The organism is Streptomyces sp. NPDC059355, assembly GCF_042752335.1.
Lineage (GTDB): Bacteria > Actinomycetota > Actinomycetes > Streptomycetales > Streptomycetaceae > Streptomyces.
In genome coordinates this window covers 103614-123185 of sequence record NZ_JBHYXN010000012.1, presented here as the reverse complement: position 1 = coordinate 123185, position 19572 = coordinate 103614, and the positions used below count along the sequence as shown (strand labels likewise).

Annotated in this window: 15 protein-coding genes and 1 pseudogene; 12 read left to right on the top strand and 4 right to left on the bottom strand. The window is 73.3% G+C overall.

Going from position 1 to position 19572, the window contains the following annotated elements; all coding sequences use genetic code 11:
* Positions 1–312: 312 nt before the first annotated feature.
* From ACFXGI_RS14605 to ACFXGI_RS14585, 5 genes and pseudogenes are all read left to right on the top strand, one after another.
* Positions 313–1632: a DUF692 domain-containing protein gene (locus tag ACFXGI_RS14605; protein WP_384705907.1), complete on the top strand. Its 1320-nt coding sequence runs from the start codon at positions 313–315 to the stop codon at positions 1630–1632.
* Entirely contained in the window at positions 1629–2714 is a 1086-nt protein-coding gene (locus ACFXGI_RS14600) for a TIGR04222 domain-containing membrane protein (RefSeq protein ID WP_384705906.1), read from the top strand. Before ACFXGI_RS14605 ends, ACFXGI_RS14600 begins: the two co-directional genes overlap by 4 nt.
* Complete coding sequence (locus ACFXGI_RS14595; RefSeq protein ID WP_384705905.1) at positions 2648–2875, top strand: hypothetical protein; 228 nt, start codon at positions 2648–2650, stop codon at positions 2873–2875. The genes ACFXGI_RS14600 and ACFXGI_RS14595 overlap by 67 nt, the downstream gene beginning before the upstream one ends.
* 11 nt (positions 2876–2886) lie before the next feature.
* Positions 2887–3336 (top strand): annotated as a pseudogene (locus ACFXGI_RS14590) (TIGR04222 domain-containing membrane protein); the annotation flags it as partial.
* Between the two features lie 196 nt (positions 3337–3532).
* Entirely contained in the window at positions 3533–5263 is a 1731-nt protein-coding gene (locus tag ACFXGI_RS14585; protein WP_384705981.1) for an alpha/beta fold hydrolase, read from the top strand.
* Positions 5264–5394: 131 nt separating this feature from the next.
* Here ACFXGI_RS14585 and hemQ read toward each other — a convergent pair whose 3' ends face one another.
* Together hemQ and hemG are read right to left on the bottom strand one after the other, a co-directional pair.
* On the bottom strand, positions 5395–6108 hold the full coding sequence (hemQ, locus tag ACFXGI_RS14580) for a hydrogen peroxide-dependent heme synthase (protein ID WP_030863203.1): 714 nt from the start codon (positions 6106–6108) through the stop codon (positions 5395–5397).
* 47 nt (positions 6109–6155) lie between these two features.
* Positions 6156–7610 carry a protoporphyrinogen oxidase gene (gene hemG, locus ACFXGI_RS14575; protein WP_384705979.1) on the bottom strand — a complete coding sequence of 485 codons (1455 nt, stop codon included), beginning with the start codon at positions 7608–7610 and terminating at the stop codon, positions 6156–6158.
* A gap of 165 nt (positions 7611–7775) precedes the next feature.
* On the opposite strand from hemG, the gene ACFXGI_RS14570 reads away from it, so the two are divergent.
* The gene (locus tag ACFXGI_RS14570) at positions 7776–8804 is read left to right on the top strand and encodes a DUF4349 domain-containing protein (protein WP_384705904.1); all 1029 of its coding nucleotides are present in this window, start codon (positions 7776–7778) and stop codon (positions 8802–8804) included.
* Between the two features lie 70 nt (positions 8805–8874).
* On the top strand, positions 8875–10263 hold the full coding sequence (locus tag ACFXGI_RS14565; protein WP_384705903.1) for an FAD-dependent oxidoreductase: 1389 nt from the start codon (positions 8875–8877) through the stop codon (positions 10261–10263).
* A 45-nt stretch (positions 10264–10308) separates the two neighbouring features.
* On the opposite strand, the gene hemE is transcribed toward ACFXGI_RS14565, so the two are convergent.
* A complete protein-coding gene (hemE, locus tag ACFXGI_RS14560) occupies positions 10309–11430 on the bottom strand; it encodes a uroporphyrinogen decarboxylase (RefSeq protein WP_384705902.1) in 1122 nt (373 codons plus the stop codon).
* 91 nt (positions 11431–11521) lie between these two features.
* Here hemE and ACFXGI_RS14555 point away from each other — a divergent pair, with 91 nt between their 5' ends.
* The 3 genes from ACFXGI_RS14555 to ACFXGI_RS14545 all read left to right on the top strand — a co-directional run bounded on the left by ACFXGI_RS14555 (position 11522) and on the right by ACFXGI_RS14545 (position 14550).
* Positions 11522–12178, top strand: coding sequence for a DUF3000 domain-containing protein (locus tag ACFXGI_RS14555; RefSeq protein ID WP_384705901.1), 657 nt, complete (start codon positions 11522–11524; stop codon positions 12176–12178).
* A gap of 312 nt (positions 12179–12490) precedes the next feature.
* The gene (locus tag ACFXGI_RS14550; protein WP_007267191.1) at positions 12491–13153 is read left to right on the top strand and encodes a response regulator transcription factor; all 663 of its coding nucleotides are present in this window, start codon (positions 12491–12493) and stop codon (positions 13151–13153) included.
* A 125-nt stretch (positions 13154–13278) separates the two neighbouring features.
* On the top strand, positions 13279–14550 hold the full coding sequence (locus tag ACFXGI_RS14545; RefSeq protein ID WP_384705900.1) for an HRDC domain-containing protein: 1272 nt from the start codon (positions 13279–13281) through the stop codon (positions 14548–14550).
* A 33-nt stretch (positions 14551–14583) separates the two neighbouring features.
* Here ACFXGI_RS14545 and ACFXGI_RS14540 read toward each other — a convergent pair whose 3' ends face one another.
* On the bottom strand, positions 14584–15774 hold the full coding sequence (locus tag ACFXGI_RS14540) for an alpha/beta fold hydrolase (protein ID WP_384705899.1): 1191 nt from the start codon (positions 15772–15774) through the stop codon (positions 14584–14586).
* 327 nt (positions 15775–16101) lie between these two features.
* Here ACFXGI_RS14540 and ACFXGI_RS14535 point away from each other — a divergent pair, with 327 nt between their 5' ends.
* Both ACFXGI_RS14535 and ACFXGI_RS14530 read left to right on the top strand, forming a co-directional pair.
* On the top strand, positions 16102–17328 hold the full coding sequence (locus ACFXGI_RS14535; protein ID WP_266997582.1) for an acetyl-CoA C-acyltransferase: 1227 nt from the start codon (positions 16102–16104) through the stop codon (positions 17326–17328).
* The gene (locus ACFXGI_RS14530) at positions 17325–19463 is read left to right on the top strand and encodes a 3-hydroxyacyl-CoA dehydrogenase NAD-binding domain-containing protein (protein ID WP_384705898.1); all 2139 of its coding nucleotides are present in this window, start codon (positions 17325–17327) and stop codon (positions 19461–19463) included. The genes ACFXGI_RS14535 and ACFXGI_RS14530 overlap by 4 nt, the downstream gene beginning before the upstream one ends.
* The last annotated feature ends 109 nt before the right edge of the window (positions 19464–19572 follow it).

Below are 19572 nucleotides of genomic sequence, written 5' to 3'. Positions count from 1 at the left end.
GCCGGAGACCGGGGAGCCGGCGTGAGCGCGGAGGGGCAGATCTGCTGCCGCTGCGACCGCATCATCCGAGCCGGCGGCCACACCGTCGTGCAGCACTCGGCATCAGGCGCGCGACCGAACGCCTACGCCCACCACATCAGGGACCCGGCGTGCCGACCCGTTTCCATGGGCGACCCGCGGTGAGAAAGCTCCTGTGGCGCCGGCCTTCGCTGGAACCTCAAATGTTGCTCTGAACGTCCCTCTCCGCGATTGGCCCGACTCCGTGGGGGCCATCACATCGGCAGACGGACCGATGAGAGGGGGCGAGGGGACATGAAGACCATGGCACACCTGGGGGTGGGCATCGGCTGGCGGCCGGAGATCGCTGAAGCGGTGGAGCGGCTGCCGGGTCTGGACTGGGTCGAGGTGGTGGCCGAGAACATCTGCTCCGGCCACCTGCCCGCCTCGCTGCTGCGGCTGCGCGAGCGCGGGGTGCGCGTCGTCCCGCACGGGGTCTCGCTGGGCCTCGGCGGCGCCGACCGGCCCGACGCCGGGAAGCTGGCCGCGCTCGGGGAGCGGGCGGTGGCGCTGGGGGCGCCGCTCGTCACCGAGCACATCGCCTTCGTACGGACCTCCTCGCCCGCGCTGGAGGCGGGGCACCTGCTGCCGGTGCGGCGGACGCAGGACGCGCTGGACGTGCTGTGCGAGAACGTCCGGATCGCGCAGGACGCGCTGCCGGTGCCGCTGGCCCTGGAGAACATCGCCGCGCTGATCTCGTGGCCCGGGGAAGAGCTGACGGAGGGGCAGTTCCTGACGGAGCTGGTGGAGCGGACGGGGGTCCGGCTGCTGATCGACGTCGCCAACCTGCACACGAACCGGGTGAACCGGGGCGAGGACCCGTTCGCCGTGCTCGACGCGATCCCGCTGGAGGCACTGGCGTACGTGCACGTCGCCGGGGGCGTGGAGCGGGGCGGGGTCTGGCACGACACGCATGCGCATCCCGTCCCGGAGGTGGTGCTGGACATCCTGGCGGAGCTGCGCAAGCGGGTGGAGCCGACGGGAGTGCTGCTGGAGCGGGACGACGACTTTCCTGCCGAGGCGGAGCTGGCCGGGGAACTGGCCGCGATCCGGGAGGTGGTGGGCCCCGCGGGACCGTCGTGCGCCCGCGCCCGCCCTGCCCCCTCTCCCCGGAGCTCCGCCCCGGCCCCTCGGGCGCCGGAGGGCGAAGAGGCGGCCGAGCTGGAGCGGGCCCGGGTGCGGGTCGGGGTGGAGCAGGCCGCGCTGCTGTCGGCGCTCGTCGCCGGGACGCCCGTGCCCGAGGGGTTCGACCGGCGCCGCGTACGGGTGCAGGCGCGGGCGCTGGCCGCCAAGCGGGCCGGGGTCGTCGCCAGGCTGGCGCCCGAGCTGCCCGGGATCCTGGGCGGTGAGGACCCGTACCGCGAGGCCTTCCTCGGGTACGCCCGCAGCCGGCCGATATCCGCCGGATACCGGCGCGACGCCCTCGACTTCGCCGAGCACCTGCTGATCCGGGACCTGCCCGCCGACCCCGCCGCGCGGCGCCGGCTCACCACCTGGTGGCAGGACCGGGTCGGGGCGCGGCCGCCGCGCCGGATCGTGCGCTGGGCCCGGACGCTCGTGGGGCGTGCGGCATGAACGCTCTCGCTGTCGCGATCTGGATCGCCGTCGTCGTCTCCACCCTCCTGCTGTTCCTCGGCGTACGGCGCTCGCGGCCGCGCCCGGTCCGCCCGGCGCCGCGCCTGCACGACCTGTCCGAGGCCGCGTTCATGGCCGGCGGCCCCGGCGCGGTCGCGGACTGCGCCCTCGTCTCGCTGCTCGGGGACGGCCGACTCGTGGTCGGCGGTCCCGGCATCGTGGCGCTGCGGTCCGGGGCGCGAGCCGGCGACATAGCCGAGCGGGCCGTGTTCGAGGCCCTGCGGCAGGCGCCGTCCGGCTGGCTCTACCAGGTGCGGTACGCCGCCATGCTCGACCCCGCCGTCCAGGAGACCGGCGACGCGCTCGCCGCCCGCGGGCTGCTCGCCGCGCCCGGCTCCGGGCGGCGGTGGCGGCGCTGGGGGCTGGCCCAGGTCGTGGTGTGCGCGGTGTGGGTGGTGGCCTCGCTGCCCCTCACGTTCGTCGCGCTGGCGCTCGAGTCCGGCTCCGGCTCGCAGGTGCCGTTCGTCTTCAAGGTGCTCCCGGCGCTGCTGGGCGGGATCGTCATGGGATGCGTCCTCGCCGCCCGGGCCCGGCAGCGGCTCACCCCGGCGGGGCGGGCCGCGCTGCGCGAGATCCGTACGCACTACATGAACGACCAGACCCCGCACGTGCAGACGGCCCTCTACGGGCTGCGGGGGCTGCGGGATCCGTACCTGCGCGCGCAGTTGGTACCGGCCGTCCGCGGCACCCGGCTGGCGGCGGCCCAGGCCCGGGGCACCCGACACGGTGCGCCGTCGTCCACCTCTTCGTCCTCGTCCTCGGGTGTCTCCTGCGGGTCTTCCGCCGAGGTCCTGCCCGTCGTATGGTGCGCGGGCAGTGACGGCGGCTCCTCCTCCAGCAGCTGCGGGAGCAGCGGTTCCGGTTGCTCCGGTGGCGGTTCCGGTTGCTCCGGTGGTTCGAGCTGTTCCAGCGGTTCCAGTTGCTCCAGCGGTTCCAGTTGCTCCAGCAGTTCGAGTTGCTCCAGCAGTTCCAGTTCCAGCTGCTCCAGCAGCAGTTCGAGTTGCGGCAGCAGCAGTTCCTGACCGGGCACTTCCCCACCTCGTGGGAGTCAGCCGTGTTCCGGGTCCTGCTCCTCCTGATCGCCTGGGCAGGGGTGCTGGCGTCGTGCGCCCTCCTGCTGAGAGCCGCCGCCGTGGCCTCGGTGCCCGCGCCCGTGGCGGCCCCCGGCGGGTCGCCGAGCTGACCCTGCTCTCCATGCAGCGCGGGCGCCGGCCGCTGCCGGCCCACACCGGTTGGGCGACCGTCGTCGACCCGGTGGGGCGGGATCCGCACGAGCGGTCCGTGCTCGGCGCGTTCGGGCCGCGGGGGCAGGCTCCGGTGGCCGTCGTACGGAGCGCGGCGGCCCGGGACGAAGCGGTGCGGGCCCTTGCGGACCGGCTCGACGCGGCGGGCCTGGCGCTGCCGGCCGCCGCCCGCAGCGGGGTGGCGGGCGGGGTCCGGGGCCTGCGGCGGGCCGCGGCCCTGGTGGCCGCGCTGGCGGCGGCGCTGTGCGTGTCGGCGGACGGGACCGCCGGGACGGTGATCCTGTGCTGGTTCGCGCTGCCGCTGCTGCTCACGCTGGGATGCCTGGCCATCGCCCGCTTCGAGACCTACCCGTACTCCGTCTGGGCCTCCCCGGCCGGGCAGCGGCTGCCCGCCGCGCTGGACCGGGAGCGCGGCGAGGGCGACTGCCTGACGGCGGTGGCGCTGCGCGGGGTCCGGGTGCCGGCGGATCCGGCCCTACGGGCGGCGCCGGCCTGGGCAACGGGGGGATTGCGCCCGACACCGGGCGGTGGTCCTGTACAAGGGCCCCGCCCAGAGCGTCTGATCGCTTCATCCGAAGAGATGAAGGCGGCTCATGATGCGGACTCCGCTCGCCCGCTGCGCAGTCGCCGTGGCGGTCCTCTCCCTCACCCTGTGCATCCCGACCCCCCACGCCCACGCCACCGACCCGGGCCCGGACGCCGCGGGAGCGGCCGCCGGCCCCGCCGCGCACGCGGCCGTCCGCGCCGCGGAGGCGGTGCGTCGGACGGCCGCCGCGAACGCGGGCGCCGAACTCGTGGCGGGCCGCGCCGCGGAGGCGGCCGGGACCGGCGCGGGGACCGGAGCGCTGGACTTCCGGACCTGCCCCGCGGTGGAGGAGCTGCCCTCCCCCGTACGCTGCGCGACCCTGCGGGTGCCGCTCGACTACGCGCGGCCCGACGGGCCGCAGATCCCGCTCACCGTCAGCCGGGTCCCCGCGACCCGGCACGGCGGGGCGGCGCGCCAGGGCTCGCTCGTCTACAACCCCGGCGGCCCCGGCGCCTCCGGGATGTTCTTCCCGCTCGTCGCCGATCTCCCCGAGTGGGAGCGCATCGGCGCCGCGTACGACCTCATCGGCTACGCCCCGCGCGGAGTCGGCCGCTCCGCCCCGCTGTCCTGCGAGGACCCCGCCGTCCGGGCGAAGGGCCCGACGCAGGTCCCGGCGGAGCCCTCCGCCGCGTACAAGCGGCAGCGCGTCGCCGCCGCCCGGGCCTACGCCCGCGGCTGCGCGCAGCGGGCCGGCACGGCCCTGCCGTACTACACGACCCTCGACAACGTCCGGGACCTGCACGTGCTGCGCGCCGCGCTCGGCGAGGAGAAGCTGACCTTCTTCGGCGCCTCGTACGGCACCTATCTGGGCGCCGTCTACGCCACCCTCCACCCCGGCCACGTCCGCCGGATGGTCCTCGACTCCGCGGTCGACCCCGACCCGCGCCGCATCTGGTACGTCAACAATCTCGACCAGTCACCGGGGTTCGAGCGGCGCTGGTACGACTTCCGCGCCTGGGTCGCCCGCCACCACGCCGCGTACCGGCTCGGCGCCACCCCGGAGGCGGTGCAGGCGAGCTACGAGCGCGTACGGGAGGCGGTGGCGCGCACCCCGGCGGGCGGGACGGTGGGGACCGGCGAGCTCCAGGCCGCCTTCCTCCAGGCGGCGTACTACGACGACGTGTGGCCGCAGCGGGCGGCCGCGCTCGGCGCGTTCCTGGCCGGCGATCCCGGCCCGCTGGTCGAACAGGCCCGCCAGGAACCGGAGTCGGCGGCCGCGCGCGAGAACGCGCGGGCGGTGTACACCGCGGTGCTGTGCAACGACGCGGCCTGGCCCGTCCAATGGGAGACCTGGGACCGCGACAACACGGAACTGGCCCGGCGGGCGCCCTTCGAGACCTGGGCCAATGCCTTCCTGAACCTGCCGTGCGCGTACTGGCCGGTGGGTGAGCGGCAGCAGCCGGTGGCGGTGGGCGGGCGGCCGGGGCCGCTCCCCCGCACCCTGATCGTCGCGGCGCAGCGGGACGGGGCCACCCCGTACCCGGGTGCGCTGGAGCTGCAGAGGCGGCTCGGCGCCGAGGCCGCGCTGGTCACGGAGAAGGGGGCGGGGGCCCACGGAGTGGTCGGCGGGCGCAATGACTGCGTGGACCGTCACGTGGAGCGGTACTTGCTCACGGGTGACACCTCAGGGTGGCGTGTCACGTGTGCGCCGCATCCGGAGCCCGCACCGGTGTCGCTGGACGACCGGGCAGCAAGAGGCCCCGGGAAGGTACCCGGGGCTCTGCTGCCGCCAGTCGTCTGAACTTCCGGGCGGGGTCTCCGGCTGCGTCGTTTCGGGGGTCAGGCCGTCATCCGGACCAGCCTCCCGATCCACCGGAGGCCGCTCCCCAGTCAAGAGAGCAGTCTTCCGGTTCCTTCCCCCCAGGGGAGGTATCAGGCGAGTCCGGCCACCAGATCGGCGACGGACTTGCGGCGTCCGGTGTAGAAGGGCACTTCTTCACGGACGTGCATACGGGCCTCGGAGGCGCGCAGGTGACGCATGAGGTCGACGATGCGGTACAGCTCGTCGGCCTCGAAGGCCAGCATCCACTCGTAGTCGCCCAGCGAGAAGGACGCGACCGTGTTGGCCCGGACGTCCGGGTAGCCGCGGGCCATCTTGCCGTGGTCCGCGAGCATGCGGCGGCGGTCCTCGTCGGGCAGCAGGTACCAGTCGTACGAGCGCACGAAGGGGTAGACGCTGACGTAGTCGCGCGCGACCTCGTCGGCCAGGAAGGCCGGGATGTGCGACTTGTTGAACTCGGCCGGGCGGTGCAGGGCCATGTTCGACCACACCGGCTCCAGCGCGCGGCCGAGCCTGGTGCGGCGGAACAGGTTGTACGCGGTCTGCAGCTCGTCCGAGGTCTCGGCGTGCCACCAGATCATGACGTCCGCGTCGGCGCGCAGGCCGGAGACGTCATAGGTGCCGCGGACGGTGATGTCCTTGGCGGCCAGCTGGTCGAACAGCTCCTGGACCTCGTCGGCGTAGCCGCTGCGGTCTTCGGGCAGGACGTCCTTCAGCTTGAAGACGGACCACAGGGTGTAGCGGATGACCTCGTTGAGGTCCTTCGCCTTCTTCCCCGCGTTGGGAATCTTCTCTGGTGCGGTCATGTGTCCATTGTCCCGTGTGCTGATCAGTGGTCGGTGCCAGGGGTGCCTTACGCGGAAACCTCGGCAAACGTGGCCTTCACCACGTCGGCGGCCCTCGCGGCGCTCGCGATGCACGCCGGGATGCCCACGCCCTCGTAGAGCGCGCCGCACACGGCCAGGCCGGGCAGGGCCGCGACGGCGCCGCGGATACGGTCCACGCGGGCGAGGTGGCCGACCGGGTACTGCGGCAGCCCGCCGTCCCATCGGGTCACGGTGGAGGCGAGCGGCCGGGCCGCGAGGCCCACGGCCTCGCCGAGGTCGCGCAGCGAGATGTCGACCAGCTCGGAGTCCTCGCGCCCCAGGTCGCCCTCGTCGCCGAACCGGCCGACCGAGGTGCGCAGCAGGAACAGCTCCGGGTCGGCGCCGGCCCAGGCCCACTTGTTGCTGGAGAAGGTGGAGGCCTTGATGGTCCGCCCGTCGACGGGCGGTACGAGGAAGCCGCTGGCATCGCCCTCGGTGATCGCGGCGGGCAGCTCGGAGCGCCGGAAGGCCATCGTCACCAGGGCCATGGAGGCGTACTCGACGGTCCGCAGCTCGGCGGCCGCAGCCGGCGCGAGCCCGTCCAGCAGCCGGGCGGCGGGACCGGCCGGGACGGCCAGGACCACGGCGTCGGCGTCGATGGCCTCGTCGCCGGTGACGACCTTCCATCCTTTGGCCGTACGCACGAGTTCGCGCACCGGGGCGCCGGTGACGATCCGCGCCCCGGCGGCCCGGCAGGCCTCGGCCACGGCCTGCGGGAGCCGGCCGATGCCGCCGTCGATCCCGGCGAAGACGGGCCGCCCGGCGTGCTGGGGCTGCTGCGCGGCCGCCCGGCGCTGGAGTTCGCGTACGCCCTCGCCCAGCGAGGCGTGCGTACGGGCGGCCTCGAAGAGCTGCGGGACGGCGGCGCGCATGGAGATGCGGTAGGCGTTGCCGGCGTAGACCCCGCCGAGGAGCGGCTCCACCAGGCGGTCGACGACCTCGTGTCCGAGCCGGGCGGCCACGTACGCGCCGACGGCGACGTCCTCGCCGATCTCGGCGGGCGGCAGTTCCCGTTCGGCCTCGATGCGGGCCAGGCCCTCGGCGGAGAGCACTCCGGAGGCGGCGAGCGGTGCCAGGTCGCCGGGGACTCCCATGACGTGGCCCCGCGGCATGGGCCGCAGGGCACCGCGGGTCCACAGGTGGGCGGTGGCGGTGGCGGGCGGCTGGAGGGCCTCGCCGAGGCCCACGGCCCGCGCCAGCTCCAGGGCTTCGGGGCGGCGGGCGAGCACGGATTCGGCGCCGAGGTCGACGGGGGCGCCGGCGAGTTCGCCGGCGAGCAGCTTGCCGCCGAGGCGCGGGCCGGCCTCCAGGAGCGTGACGCGCAGGCCGTCGGCGAGCAGCCGGTGGGCCGCGGCGAGGCCGGCGATGCCGCCGCCGATGACGACGGCGTGGCGGGCCGGGGCGCCTTCGCCGGTGGCGCCGGCAGGGCCGTCCGTATGCATGTCCGCTTCGTGCATGGACACATCGTCTCAGACCGTTCGCCGGACGATCACCGAGGCCGGACCGTGACCGCATCGGGATCGGCCCGGGACCGCCGGAGCGAAACCCGCGACGGGACCCTGTACGTCACACCGGCGACAACAGCCGATCCTCGGGGGGTTCCACCGATGCGCACCATCAGCAGCAGCAGAGGCACCGCTGTACGGCACCGCGGCGCGGCCGCTCTGGCCGGCCTGTCCCTGGCCGGGGCGCTCGCACTCACCGGGTGCGCGGCCGGCCAGGACACGGCGGGCCCGGCCTCGGCCGACAAGGCCGCGGTCCGCGCCCCGGAGGGCGCGGCCCAGGGCAAGCCGGGGGCGGCGGACGCTCCCCCGGCGGCGGCCGGATCCGCCGGGTCCGACGCGGCCAAGAACGGGCAGCAGCCGGCCGCCGTACGCCCGAGCGTCATCCGTACCGCCACGCTCGCCCTGGAGGCGGCGGACGCGCAGAAGGCGCTGGCCGCGGCCCGTACGGCGGCGGAGGGCGCCGGCGGGTACGTGGGCAGCGAGTCGACCAAACGCGGCGAGGACGGGCGGATGACCTCCACGCTGACCCTGCGCGTGCCCGGCGAGCGCTTCGACGCGGTGCTCGGCGCCATGGAGGGCAGCGGCAGGCTGCTCAGCCGCAAGGTCGAGGCGCAGGACGTGACACAGAAGGTCGCGGACGTCGACAGCCGGGTCAGATCGCAGCAGGCGAGCGTGGCCCGGGTGCGGGACATGATGGACAAGGCCACGGCGCTCGGTGACGTGGTGATGCTCGAGAGCGAGCTGAGCAAGCGCCAGTCGGACCTGGAGTCGCTGCTCGCGCAGCAGACGGCGCTGAAGGACCAGACCTCGATGGGCACGATCACGATGGAGGTCTCGGAACCGGCCCCGAAGCCGGCGGAGAAGAAGGACGAGGAGCCCTCCTTCACGGCCGCCCTGAAGGGCGGTTGGAACGTCTTGACGACGATCGTGCGCTACCTGGCCCTGGCGGTCGCCGCGGTGCTGCCGTTCGCGGTGACGGCCGCCGTCGTCCTGCTGGTCCTGCGCCTCTACCGGCGGCTGCGCCCGGCGAAGCCGAAGGCGGGCCTGACGCCGAAGAAGGTGCCGTCCGTACCGTCCGTACCGGCGGCCCGGCCCGCCGACCCGACGGAAACGGCGGGGGTCTCCGACTGAACGCCCCCTCCGCCCGTAGCGTGTTCTCCACGAGACGGTGGCAGGTGCGGTGCGCGGAACGGGGCGGACGATGGCGACGGAACGACTGGTGGTGGTCGGTGGTGACGCGGCGGGAATGTCCGCCGCGTCACAGGCCCGGCGGCTCAAGGGCCCGGCGGAGCTGGAGATCACGGCCTTCGAGCGCGGGCACTTCACCTCGTACTCCGCGTGCGGGATCCCGTACTGGATCGGCGGCCAGGTCCCCGGCCGGGACGACCTGATCGCCCGTACGCCCGAGGAGCACCGCGCCCGGGACATCGACCTGCGCATGCGCACGGAGGTGGTGGAGCTCGACCTCCCCGGGGGCCGGGTCCGCACCCGGGATCTGGATTCCGGTTCCGAGGCCTGGACGGGCTACGACAAGCTCGTCCTGGCCACGGGCGCCCGGCCCGTCCGGCCCCGGCTGCCCGGGATCGGCGCGCACGGGGTGCACGGCGTCCAGACCCTGGACGACGGCCAGCGCCTCATGGACACCCTGAAGCGGACGGAGGGTACCGAGGGCCGCCGGGCGGTCGTCGTCGGCGCCGGCTACATCGGCGTGGAGATGGCGGAGGCGCTGGTCGCGCGCGGGTACGAGGTCACGGTCCTGCACCGCGGACCGCAGCCGATGGCCACGCTCGACCCGGACATGGGCGCCCTCGTGCACACCGCGATGAACCGGATGGGGATCCTCACGGTGTCCGGCGCGGAGGTCACGAAGATCCTCACGGACGACCGGGGCGCGGTGCGCGCGGTGGCCACGGCGGCGGGGGACGAGTACCCGGCGGACGTGGTGGTGCTCGGCATCGGCGTGGAGCCCCGTACGGCGCTGGCCCGCGAGGCGGGGCTGCCGCTCGGCGAGTCCGGAGGCATCCTGACGGACCTGTCGATGCGGGTCCGGGGCCACGAGAACATCTGGTCGGGCGGCGACTGCGTGGAGGTCCTGGACCTGGTGGCGGGGTGCATGCGGCACATCCCGCTGGGCACGCACGCCAACAAGCACGGCCAGGTGATCGGTTCGGGCGTGGGCGGCGGCTACGCCACCTTCCCGGGGGTGGTCGGCACGGCGGTGAGCAAGGTCTGCGACCTGGAGATCGCCCGTACCGGCCTGCGCGAGCGCGACGCCCTGGCGGCGGGCCTGCGCTTCGTGACGGCGACGATCAGCTCGACGACGACGGCCGGCTACTACCCGACGGCCGCGGACATGACGGTGAAGATGCTGGCGGAACGGCGCACCGGCCGCCTGCTCGGAGTCCAGATCGTCGGCGGCGCGGGCTCCGCGAAGCGGGTGGACATCGCGGCGGTGGCCTTGACGGCCGGCATGACGGTGGACCAGGTCGTCTCCCTGGACCTGGGCTACGCCCCGCCCTTCTCCCCGGTCTGGGACCCCGTCCTGGTCGCCGCCCGCAAGGCCGTCTCGGCGGTGCGGGCGGCGGGGTAGGTGCCTGTCCGGCGGATCGGGGCCCGCCCTTTCGGGCGGCCGACGCTACTTTGACGACACTCCCTGGCGGGCCGTCTTCGTGTGGACGTAGTCGACCAGGCGGGTCAGGGCGTCCGGGGGTGTGGTGGGGAGGACGCCGTGGCCCAGGTTGAAGATGTGGCCCTCCAGGCCGGAGGCCGCCGCGAGGACCTCGTCCGTCTTCGTCCGCACGGCCTCCTCGGTCGAGAAGAGCACCGCCGGGTCCAGGTTGCCCTGGAGCGCCTTGCCGGGGCCGACGCGGCGGGCGGCCTCGTCGAGCGCGACGCGGTAGTCCACGCCCACCACGTCCGCGCCGGCCTCGCCCATCAGGCCGAGCAGCTCGCCCGTGCCGACGCCGAAGTGGATGCGCGGAACCCCGTACGAGGCGACGGACTGCAAGACCTTCGCCGACGCCGGCATCACCGAGCGGCGGTAGTCCGCCGGGGCCAGCGCGCCGACCCAGGAGTCGAAGAGCTGCACCGCGGAGGCGCCGGCCTCGATCTGGACCTTCAGGAAGGCGGAGGTGATCTCCGCGAGGCGGTCCAGCAGGTCGGCCCAGAGCTCCGGGTCGCCGTACATCAGGGCCTTGGTGTGCTCGTGGTTCTTCGACGGGCCGCCCTCGACCAGGTAGCTCGCGAGGGTGAAAGGCGCACCCGCGAAACCGATCAACGGCGTGGACCCGAGTTCACCCGTGAGCATGCCGATCGCCTCGGTGACGTACGAGACGTCCTCCGGGGTGAGGTCGCGCAGCTGTGCGAGGTCCTCGCGGCGGCGGATCGGCTGGGCGACGACCGGGCCGACGCCCGGCTTGATGTCGAGGTCGACGCCGATGGCCTTGAGCGGGACCACGATGTCGGAGAAGAAGATCGCCGCGTCGACGTTGTGACGGCGGACCGGCTGGAGGGTGATCTCCGTGACCAGGTCGGGCCGCATGCACGACTCCAGCATCTGGGTCCCCTCGCGCACCTTGCGGTACTCGGGGAGCGAGCGCCCTGCCTGCCGCATGAACCACACCGGGGTGTGCGGCACCGGCTCCCGCCGGCACGCCTTCAGGAAGGCGGAATCGTACGTCTGACTCGGCTGGCCCGTGAATGGGGTCTCCCCAGCGCCGGCGGAGCCGTGCGCGAGGGGAAGGTCGTTGGCGCTCACGCGCCAAATCTTCGCACGTATGAAGAAGTGCGCGGCCCGGCGCGGGTGTCCCTGCGCCGCGCGGACGCTCGTTCCGCCTAGTCTTCCCCGCATGGCTGCGGCTCAGGGACGATTTTCAGATGGCGCTGACGGTGTGGACAGCGCGGAGGAGAGCTCCGTCCCGCTCCCGTTCCGACGCGCGGTCGACGGCTTGAAGAAGGCGCGGCTGCGCCCGGGGATCGAGATCGACCCCACGAGACCGCCCCAGCGCCTGGCCCCGCACGCCTACGCCCTCGAGGCCGCGGTCGTCGACGGCGAGGACGATCTGGCCGACGGCCGGCTCATCCTGCTCCACGATCCGTCCGGGCACGACGCCTGGCACGGGACCTTCCGCCTGGTGACGCTCGTACGGGCCGAGCTGGAGCCCGAGATGGCCGCCGACCCCCTCCTGCCCGAGGTGTGCTGGTCCTGGCTGACGGGGGCGCTGGAGGCGCGCGGCCTGGCGTACGGGGAGGCGAGCGGGACCGTGACCATGGCGAGCTCGCACTACTTCGGCGGGCTCGCCGAACGGCGGCCGGCCACGCAGATCGAGATCAGAGCCTCGTGGACGCCGCGCGAGGGCGTCGGCGGGGTCCCGGACACCTCGGCGCACCTGTCGGCGTGGTGCGAGCTGCTGTGCCAGATCGCCGGGCTGCCGCCGGTCGGGCCGACGGACTCGGGGACGGGCGTGGTGTCCCTGCCACAGCGGCGGGGTCCGCACCACCCGTAGCCGCACCCCCGTACGGCGGCACGCGTGCGGCCGCCGTCCGCCGAGGGCACCGGGCCGCCGAATGCGCTGCGCCCCGTAGAACGGCCGATCGAGCACCTGCGGCGCGGTGTCGGAACCGGGCGCCCGTTGTGGGCTTCTGATCACCCGATGATCGATCGTGCGTCCGAATTGCCCGAATTGTTACTCACCAAATCGTGATCATTCCCTAAAGCCGGGCGGGTGACGTGCCGAAGGAGTCAGTGACCATCCGCACGGTTCGCACCGGCTTCCTTCCCCGAGCCGGCCGTCCCGCCACTCCCCCAGGAGGCCTAGGTGTCCGTTCTTCTCGAGCAGCCCGCAAGCCTGGTCGCCTACCGCCCGAACAAGCCGACGGCCATGGTCGTCGTGGCCGACCCGCGCGTCCGTTCCACCGTGACCCGCCATCTGTGGGCCCTCGGAGTACGTGACGTGATCGAGGCGTCGTCCATCGCGGAGGCCCGCCCCCGCGTCGGCAGCCCGCGCGACATCTGCGTGGCCGACGTACACCTGCCCGACGGTTCCGGTCTCACCCTGCTCTCCGAGACGCGGGCCGCCGGCTGGCCGAACGGCCTGGCCCTGTCCGCCGCCGACGACATCGGCGCCGTGCGCAACGCCCTCGCGGGCGGCGTCAAGGGCTACGTCGTCACCGGCACGCGGACCAACATCGGGCTCCCCACCCGGCCCGGCGCCGCCCCCATCGGCGCCGCCGCCGCCCGTATGCACCGCCGCCCCCCGGGTGCCCCGAGCCACCCGGGCGGCTACCGAGAGCTCTCCGGCCGCGAGGTCGAGGTCCTGCGCCTCGTGGCGGAGGGCCAGTCCAACAAGGCCATCGGCGTCTCGATGGGCCTGTCCGCCCTGACCGTCAAGTCCCACCTCGCCCGCATCGCCCGCAAGCTGGGCACCGGTGACCGCGCCGGAATGGTCGCCGTCGCCCTGCGCACCGGGATCATCCACTGACACCCTCCCGGCGACCCCCGGGGAAACCCCGGGAAAAGCCGGGGAAACACCCGAGCCCGCGCCCCGCACCCGTCGCCGGAACGTTCCGGCGACGGGTGCGTCGTATCCACGGATACCCTTGAGCGGTGACCGACGCCCAAGAGACCGCAGCAGACCTGCGCACCACCACCGGGGGCGGCCCCCCGGACGACGTCGAAAAGGCGCCGATTCCGTTGCTCGAGCCCCGTGAGGGGATCCCTCCGGTGGTCGCCGACGAGGACGCCCTCGCCCAGGTGGTCGCGGCCTTCGCCGCGGGCACCGGACCCGTGGCCGTCGACGCCGAGCGCGCCTCCGGATACCGCTACGGCCAGCGCGCCTACCTGGTGCAGCTGCGCCGCGAGGGCGCAGGATCCGCGCTGATCGACCCGGTCGGCTGCCCCGACCTGTCCACACTGGGCGAGGCCCTGTCCGGTACCGAGTGGATCCTGCACGCCGCCACCCAGGACCTGCCGTGCCTGCGCGAAATAGGCATGGTGCCCACTTCCCTGTTCGACACGGAGCTGGCCGGCCGCCTCGCAGGCTTCCCCCGGGTCGGACTGGGCGCGATGGTCGAGGGTGTGCTCGGCTACGCGCTGGAGAAGGGCCACTCCGCCGTCGACTGGTCCACCCGCCCCCTCCCCGAGCCGTGGCTGCGCTACGCCGCGCTCGACGTGGAGCTGCTGGTGGACCTGCGGGACGCGCTGGAGAAGGAACTGGACCGGCAGGGCAAGCTGGAATGGGCCCGGCAGGAGTTCGACGCCATCGCCGCCGCCCCGCCCGCGCCGCCGCGCAAGGACCCGTGGCGCCGTACGTCCGGTATGCACAAGGTGCGCCGGCGCCGGCAGATGGCCGTCGTACGGGAGCTGTGGGAGTCCCGGGACCGGATCGCGCAGCGGCGCGACGTGTCGCCCGGCAAGGTGCTGGGGGACGCCGCGATCGTCGAGGCCGCCCTCGCACTGCCGGCGAACGTCCACGCGCTGTCCGCCCTGCCCGGGTACGGGCAGCGGATGGGCCGGCGCCAGCTGGAGCAGTGGATGGCCGCCGTGGAGCGGGCGAAGGCCCTGCCCGAGAACGAGCTGCCGCAGCCGGGGGCGACCCCGGCGGGTCCGCCGCCGCCGCGCTCCTGGGCGGACAAGGACCCGGCCGCCGCGGCGCGGCTGGCGGCGGCGCGGACCGCCGTCTCGGCGCTCGCGGAGGGGCTGCACCTGCCCCAGGAGAACCTGATCACTCCGGACACGGTCCGCCGGCTGTGCTGGGAGCCGCCGCAGCGGCTGGAGCCGGAGACGGTGGCGCAGGCCCTCGCGGGCTACGGCGCCCGCCCGTGGCAGATCGAGCAGGTGACGCCGGCTCTCGTGAGGGCGCTGGCCGCGACCGTCTGACCGTCCGGCCCGCCGGAATCCGGCGCGGGGCCCTCACTCCAGGGGAGTGAGGGCCCCGTCCTCGTCCCTGTAGTAGCTCCCGGTCTCCGCGCCTTCGACCTTGCCGAGCTTGAGCCAGTGCTCGGACATGGTGTGCAGGTCGTTCGCCACGCGCTCCCAGGGCGCCTGGTGCCCCGCGCAGGCGATGCGGAACATCAGCTTCTTCGGGCCGTCGATGGCCTTGTACAGCTCCGGTACCGAGAAGTACAGCAGGCCCAGGTCCGGCGAGGTGTTCACGATCGAGTCGTTCTCCCCGTACACGATGCACACGGGCACCGTCCCGCCGAGCGTCTTGTTCAGCGGCACGGTGGTGGAGTTCCATCCCCACCAGTACGAGTTCCGGATGCGGTTGAGTCCTTGCGCGGGCCCGCCGGGACCACCCACCGCGGATCCCCAGGTCGCACCGACCGGGTCGACCTGCATGATCGCCTTCCACACCTCGTCGACCATCCCGGACTCGCGCTGCCCGGGACACTTCAGGTCCTTTTGCCACGCTGTGTCGACGCCGGCCTTCGTACCGACGGTCATCGGGTAGCCGAAGGTCGCCTCCGGCTTGGACACGGGCAGCGTCACCGGCGCGCCGAAGGCGGTCCCGGGCGCGCTCGCCCTGCCGAACGGCGGGAAGATCGGAGCCAGGAGGAAGAGACTGCGCACCTTGCCGGGGTGCTGGATGGCGTAGGGCCCGAACTGTTGGGAGGCCGCCGACCAGCCGATGAGGTCGACCTTGGAGGCACCGGTCTCGTGCAGGACGAAGTCGACCACCCTGTCGACCTCGTCCCAGTCGCTCTGGGAGTTGTTCAGCTGCGCGGTGTACACCGGCGGTGTCAGGTCCGTGCTCGCGTTCGGGTGGGGCACGAGGAGCTGCCGCTGCGCGACCGTGGGGCTGACGTTCTTCCAGTCGTCCATCTTCGGGCGGGTCGACAGCCCGGAGCCCTGGAGTTCCATCACGAAGACGTCGAAGCCCGCCTTCGCCAGTTCCTCCGCCCAGCTGTACTTCTTGTACTGCAGGTCGAAGCCCGCCATGGCGGGCACGCTTCTGCCGTGCAGCATCAGGACCGGCCTGCGCGGCTGGCCCGTGTGCGTGCCGTTGCGCTCCCGCACGTGGAGCTTGACGAGATCGCCGGCGTTCGCCGGGATGGTCGACTTGTGGTCGACGTAGTGGTTCTTGAGAACAGGTGCCGCCATCGCTTCGCTCCGCTTCGCCGGTCGGGGACCGGGCGGGGACCCGGAACCCGACCAGAATCCGGAAGAGCGTCGTCCGGCGCCATCGACGCGACCGCGGGGCCGGTGGCCCGACCCGTTCGGGTAGCCCGGGGCGCTCCGAACGGCCGGGCGCGCGGCAGGGCGCAAGGGGGCTCACGCCGGGCGTGCCGGTGTGACGTTCGCCGCTCCTCCCGGAGGGGGTGTGCACGCCGGTTACCGGCAAGTAGCATGACCGGGTGAGCGGGCGCTCAGCCACCGGCCGACCGCCCCCGCGCAGCAGTGCACACCCGCACCTGGAGGAGAGCCAACGTGCCTCGTACCGTCAGGGACGTCGTCTTCGTCGACGGCGTCCGCACCCCGTTCGGCAAGGCGGGCCCGAAGGGCATCTACAACGGGACCCGCGCCGACGATCTCGTCGTGAAGGCCATCCGGGAGCTGCTGCGCCGCAACCCGGACCTGGACCCCAAGAAGATCGACGAGGTCGCCATCGCCGCGACCACGCAGATCGGCGACCAGGGCCTGACGCTGGGCCGCACCGCCGGCATCCTCGCGGGCCTCCCGCAGTCCGTCCCGGGCTACTCCATCGACCGCATGTGCGCCGGCGCGCTCACCGCCGTGACCGCCGTCGCGGGCGGCGTGGCCTTCGGTGCGTACGACGTCGCCCTCGCCGGCGGTGTCGAGCACATGGGCCGCCACCCCATGGGCGAGGGCGTCGACCCGAACCCGCGCTTCGTCTCCGAGAAGCTGGTCGACGAGTCCGCCCTGTTCATGGGCATGACCGCAGAGAACCTGCACGACCGGTACCCGACGATCACCAAGCTCCGCGCCGACGAGTACGCCGTGCGCTCGCAGGAGAAGGCCGCCAAGGCGTACGCCGACGGCAAGATCCAGCAGGACCTGGTCCCGATCTCGGTGCGCAACACCAACGAGGCGGCCGGTGAGACGGGCTGGGGCCTGGTCACCACCGACGAGCCGATGCGCCCGGGCACCACGCTGGAGAACCTGGCCGGCCTGAAGACCCCGTTCCGTACGCACGGCCGGGTCACCGCGGGCAACGCCGCCGGTCTCAACGACGGTGCCACCGCCGCGATCATCGCGTCCGAGGACTTCGCCCGCGAGAACAACCTCCCGGTCAAGATGCGCCTGGTCTCGTACTCCTTCGCGGGTGTCGAGCCGGAGGTCATGGGCTACGGCCCGATCCCGGCCACCGAGAAGGCCCTCGCGCAGGCCGGCCTGTCCATCGAGGACATAGGCCTGTTCGAGGTCAACGAGGCGTTCGCGGTCCAGGTCCTCGCGTTCCTGGAGCACTACGGCATCGCCGACGACGACGCCCGCGTCAACCAGTACGGCGGCGCGATCGCGTTCGGCCACCCGCTGGCCTCCTCCGGCGTCCGTCTGATGACGCAGCTGGCCCGCCAGTTCGAGGAGCAGCCGCACGTCCGCTACGGCCTGACGACCATGTGCGTCGGTTTCGGCATGGGCGCCACGGTCATCTGGGAGAACCCGAACTTCAACGCCGAGGGAGACTCCAAGTGAGCACCACCGCTGAGCTCCTGAAGGGCGCGGCCGAGCTGTTCCCGGACGAGGTCGTCACGTCCGCGCACGTCCGCCACCTGGACCTGCCGTTCGGCGCCGGGCGCTTCGCGCTCGTCACGCTGGACAACGGCTTCGACCACACCAAGCCGACCACCTTCGGCCCGCAGTCCCTCGCCAACCTGAACGCGGCGATCGACCAGGTCGAGCAGGAGGCCCTCGCGGGCTCCATCGTCGGCGCGGGCATCACCGGCAAGCCGTTCATCTTCGCGGTCGGCGCCGACCTCAAGGGTGTCGAGCTGCTCAAGCAGCACGACGAGGCGCTCGCCATCGGCAAGGGCGGCCACGACGTCTTCAAGCGCCTCTCCGCGCTGACCGTCCCCACCTTCGCGTACTACAACGGCGCGGCGATGGGCGGCGGTGTCGAGGTCGGTCTGCACTGCACCTACCGCACCGTCTCGAAGGCCATCCCGGCCTTCTCGCTCCCCGAGGTCTTCCTCGGCCTGGTTCCGGGCTGGGGCGGCTGCGCCCTGCTGCCGAACCTGATCGGCGCGGAGCGCGCGGTCTCGGTGATCATCGAGAACTCGCTCAACCAGAACAAGCAGCTGCGCGGCAAGCAGGTCTTCGACCTGGGCATCGCCGACGCGCTGTTCGAGGGCGCGGACTTCCTGGAGCAGTCGCTCCTGTGGACCGCGAACGTCCTGAACGGCACCACCGAGGTCGTCCGCGCCGAGATCGACCGCGGCGAGGCCTGGGACGCGGCCGTCGCCAAGGGCCGCTTCATCGCGGACTCCAAGGTGCACGGCGCCGCTCCGGCCGCCTACCGCGCGCTGGACATCATCGCCGCGGCCAAGGACGGGGACCTCCAGGCCGGCTTCGACGCCGAGGACACCGCGCTGGCGGACCTCATCATGGGCGGCGAGCTGCGCTCGGGCATCTACGCCTTCAACCTGGTCCAGAAGCGCGCCAAGCGCCCGGCCGGTGCCCCGGACAAGTCCCTGGCCCGTCCGGTCACCAAGGTCGGCGTCGTCGGCGCGGGCCTGATGGCCTCGCAGCTGGCGCTGCTGTTCCTGCGCCGCCTCGAGGTGCCGGTGGTCCTCACCGACATCGACCAGGAGCGCGTGGACAAGGGTGTGGGCTACGTCCACGCCGAGATCCAGAAGCTGCTCGGCAAGGGCCGCATCAACCAGGACAAGGCCAACCGCCTGACCGCCCTGGTGACCGGCGTCCTGGACAAGGCCGAGGGCTTCGCGGACGCGGACTTCATCATCGAGGCCGTGTTCGAGGAGATGTCCGTCAAGCAGAAGGTGTTCGCGGAGGTCGAGGCGGTCGCCCCGGCGCACGCGATCCTCGCCACCAACACCTCCTCGCTGTCGGTGTCGGAGATGGCCTCCAAGCTCCGGCACCCGGAGCGCGTTGTCGGCTTCCACTTCTTCAACCCGGTCGCGATCCTCCCGCTGCTGGAGATCGTCCGCGGTGAGCAGACCGACGACGCCTCGCTGGCCACGGCCTTCGGTGTCGCCAAGAAGCTGAAGAAGACCGCGGTCCTCACCAAGGACGCCCCGGCGTTCGTCGTGAACCGCATCCTGACCCGCTTCATGGGCGAGATCCAGAACGTCATCGACGAGGGCACCCCGGTGGTCACGGCGGAGAAGGCCATCGAGCCGCTCGGCCTGCCGATGTCCCCGCTGGTGCTGCTGGAGCTCGTGGGTCCGGCGATCGGTCTGCACGTGTCCGAGACGCTGAACCGCGCCTTCCCGGAGCGCTTCACCGTCTCCCCGAACCTGGCGGCCGTCGTCAAGGCCGGCAAGCGCGGCTTCTACGTCTACTCCGCCGAGAACGGCTTCAAGCCGGAGCTGGACCCCGAGGTCGCCGCGCTCCTGGTCCAGGGCGATGTCGTCCTGACCGAGGAGCAGGTCCGCGACCGCGTCCTGGACGCGGTGGCGCAGGAGATCGGCCTGATGCTGGAGGAGGGTGTCGTGGCCGAGGCCCAGGACATCGACCTCTGCCTCATCACGGGCGCCGGCTGGCCCTTCCACCTGGGCGGCGTCACGCCGTACCTGGACCGCGAGGGTGTCTCGGAGCGCGTGAACGGCAAGAAGTTCCTCGCCCCGGGCCTGGCGAGCGTCCCGGTCTGAGGACCGTACGCCTGAACGTCCCGGACGCCCGTCCCCCTCGCGGGGGCGGGCGTCCGCCGTTTCGCGGGACAAGACGGGGCCCGCCGCGGAACCCTCCCGTCCGGGCTGG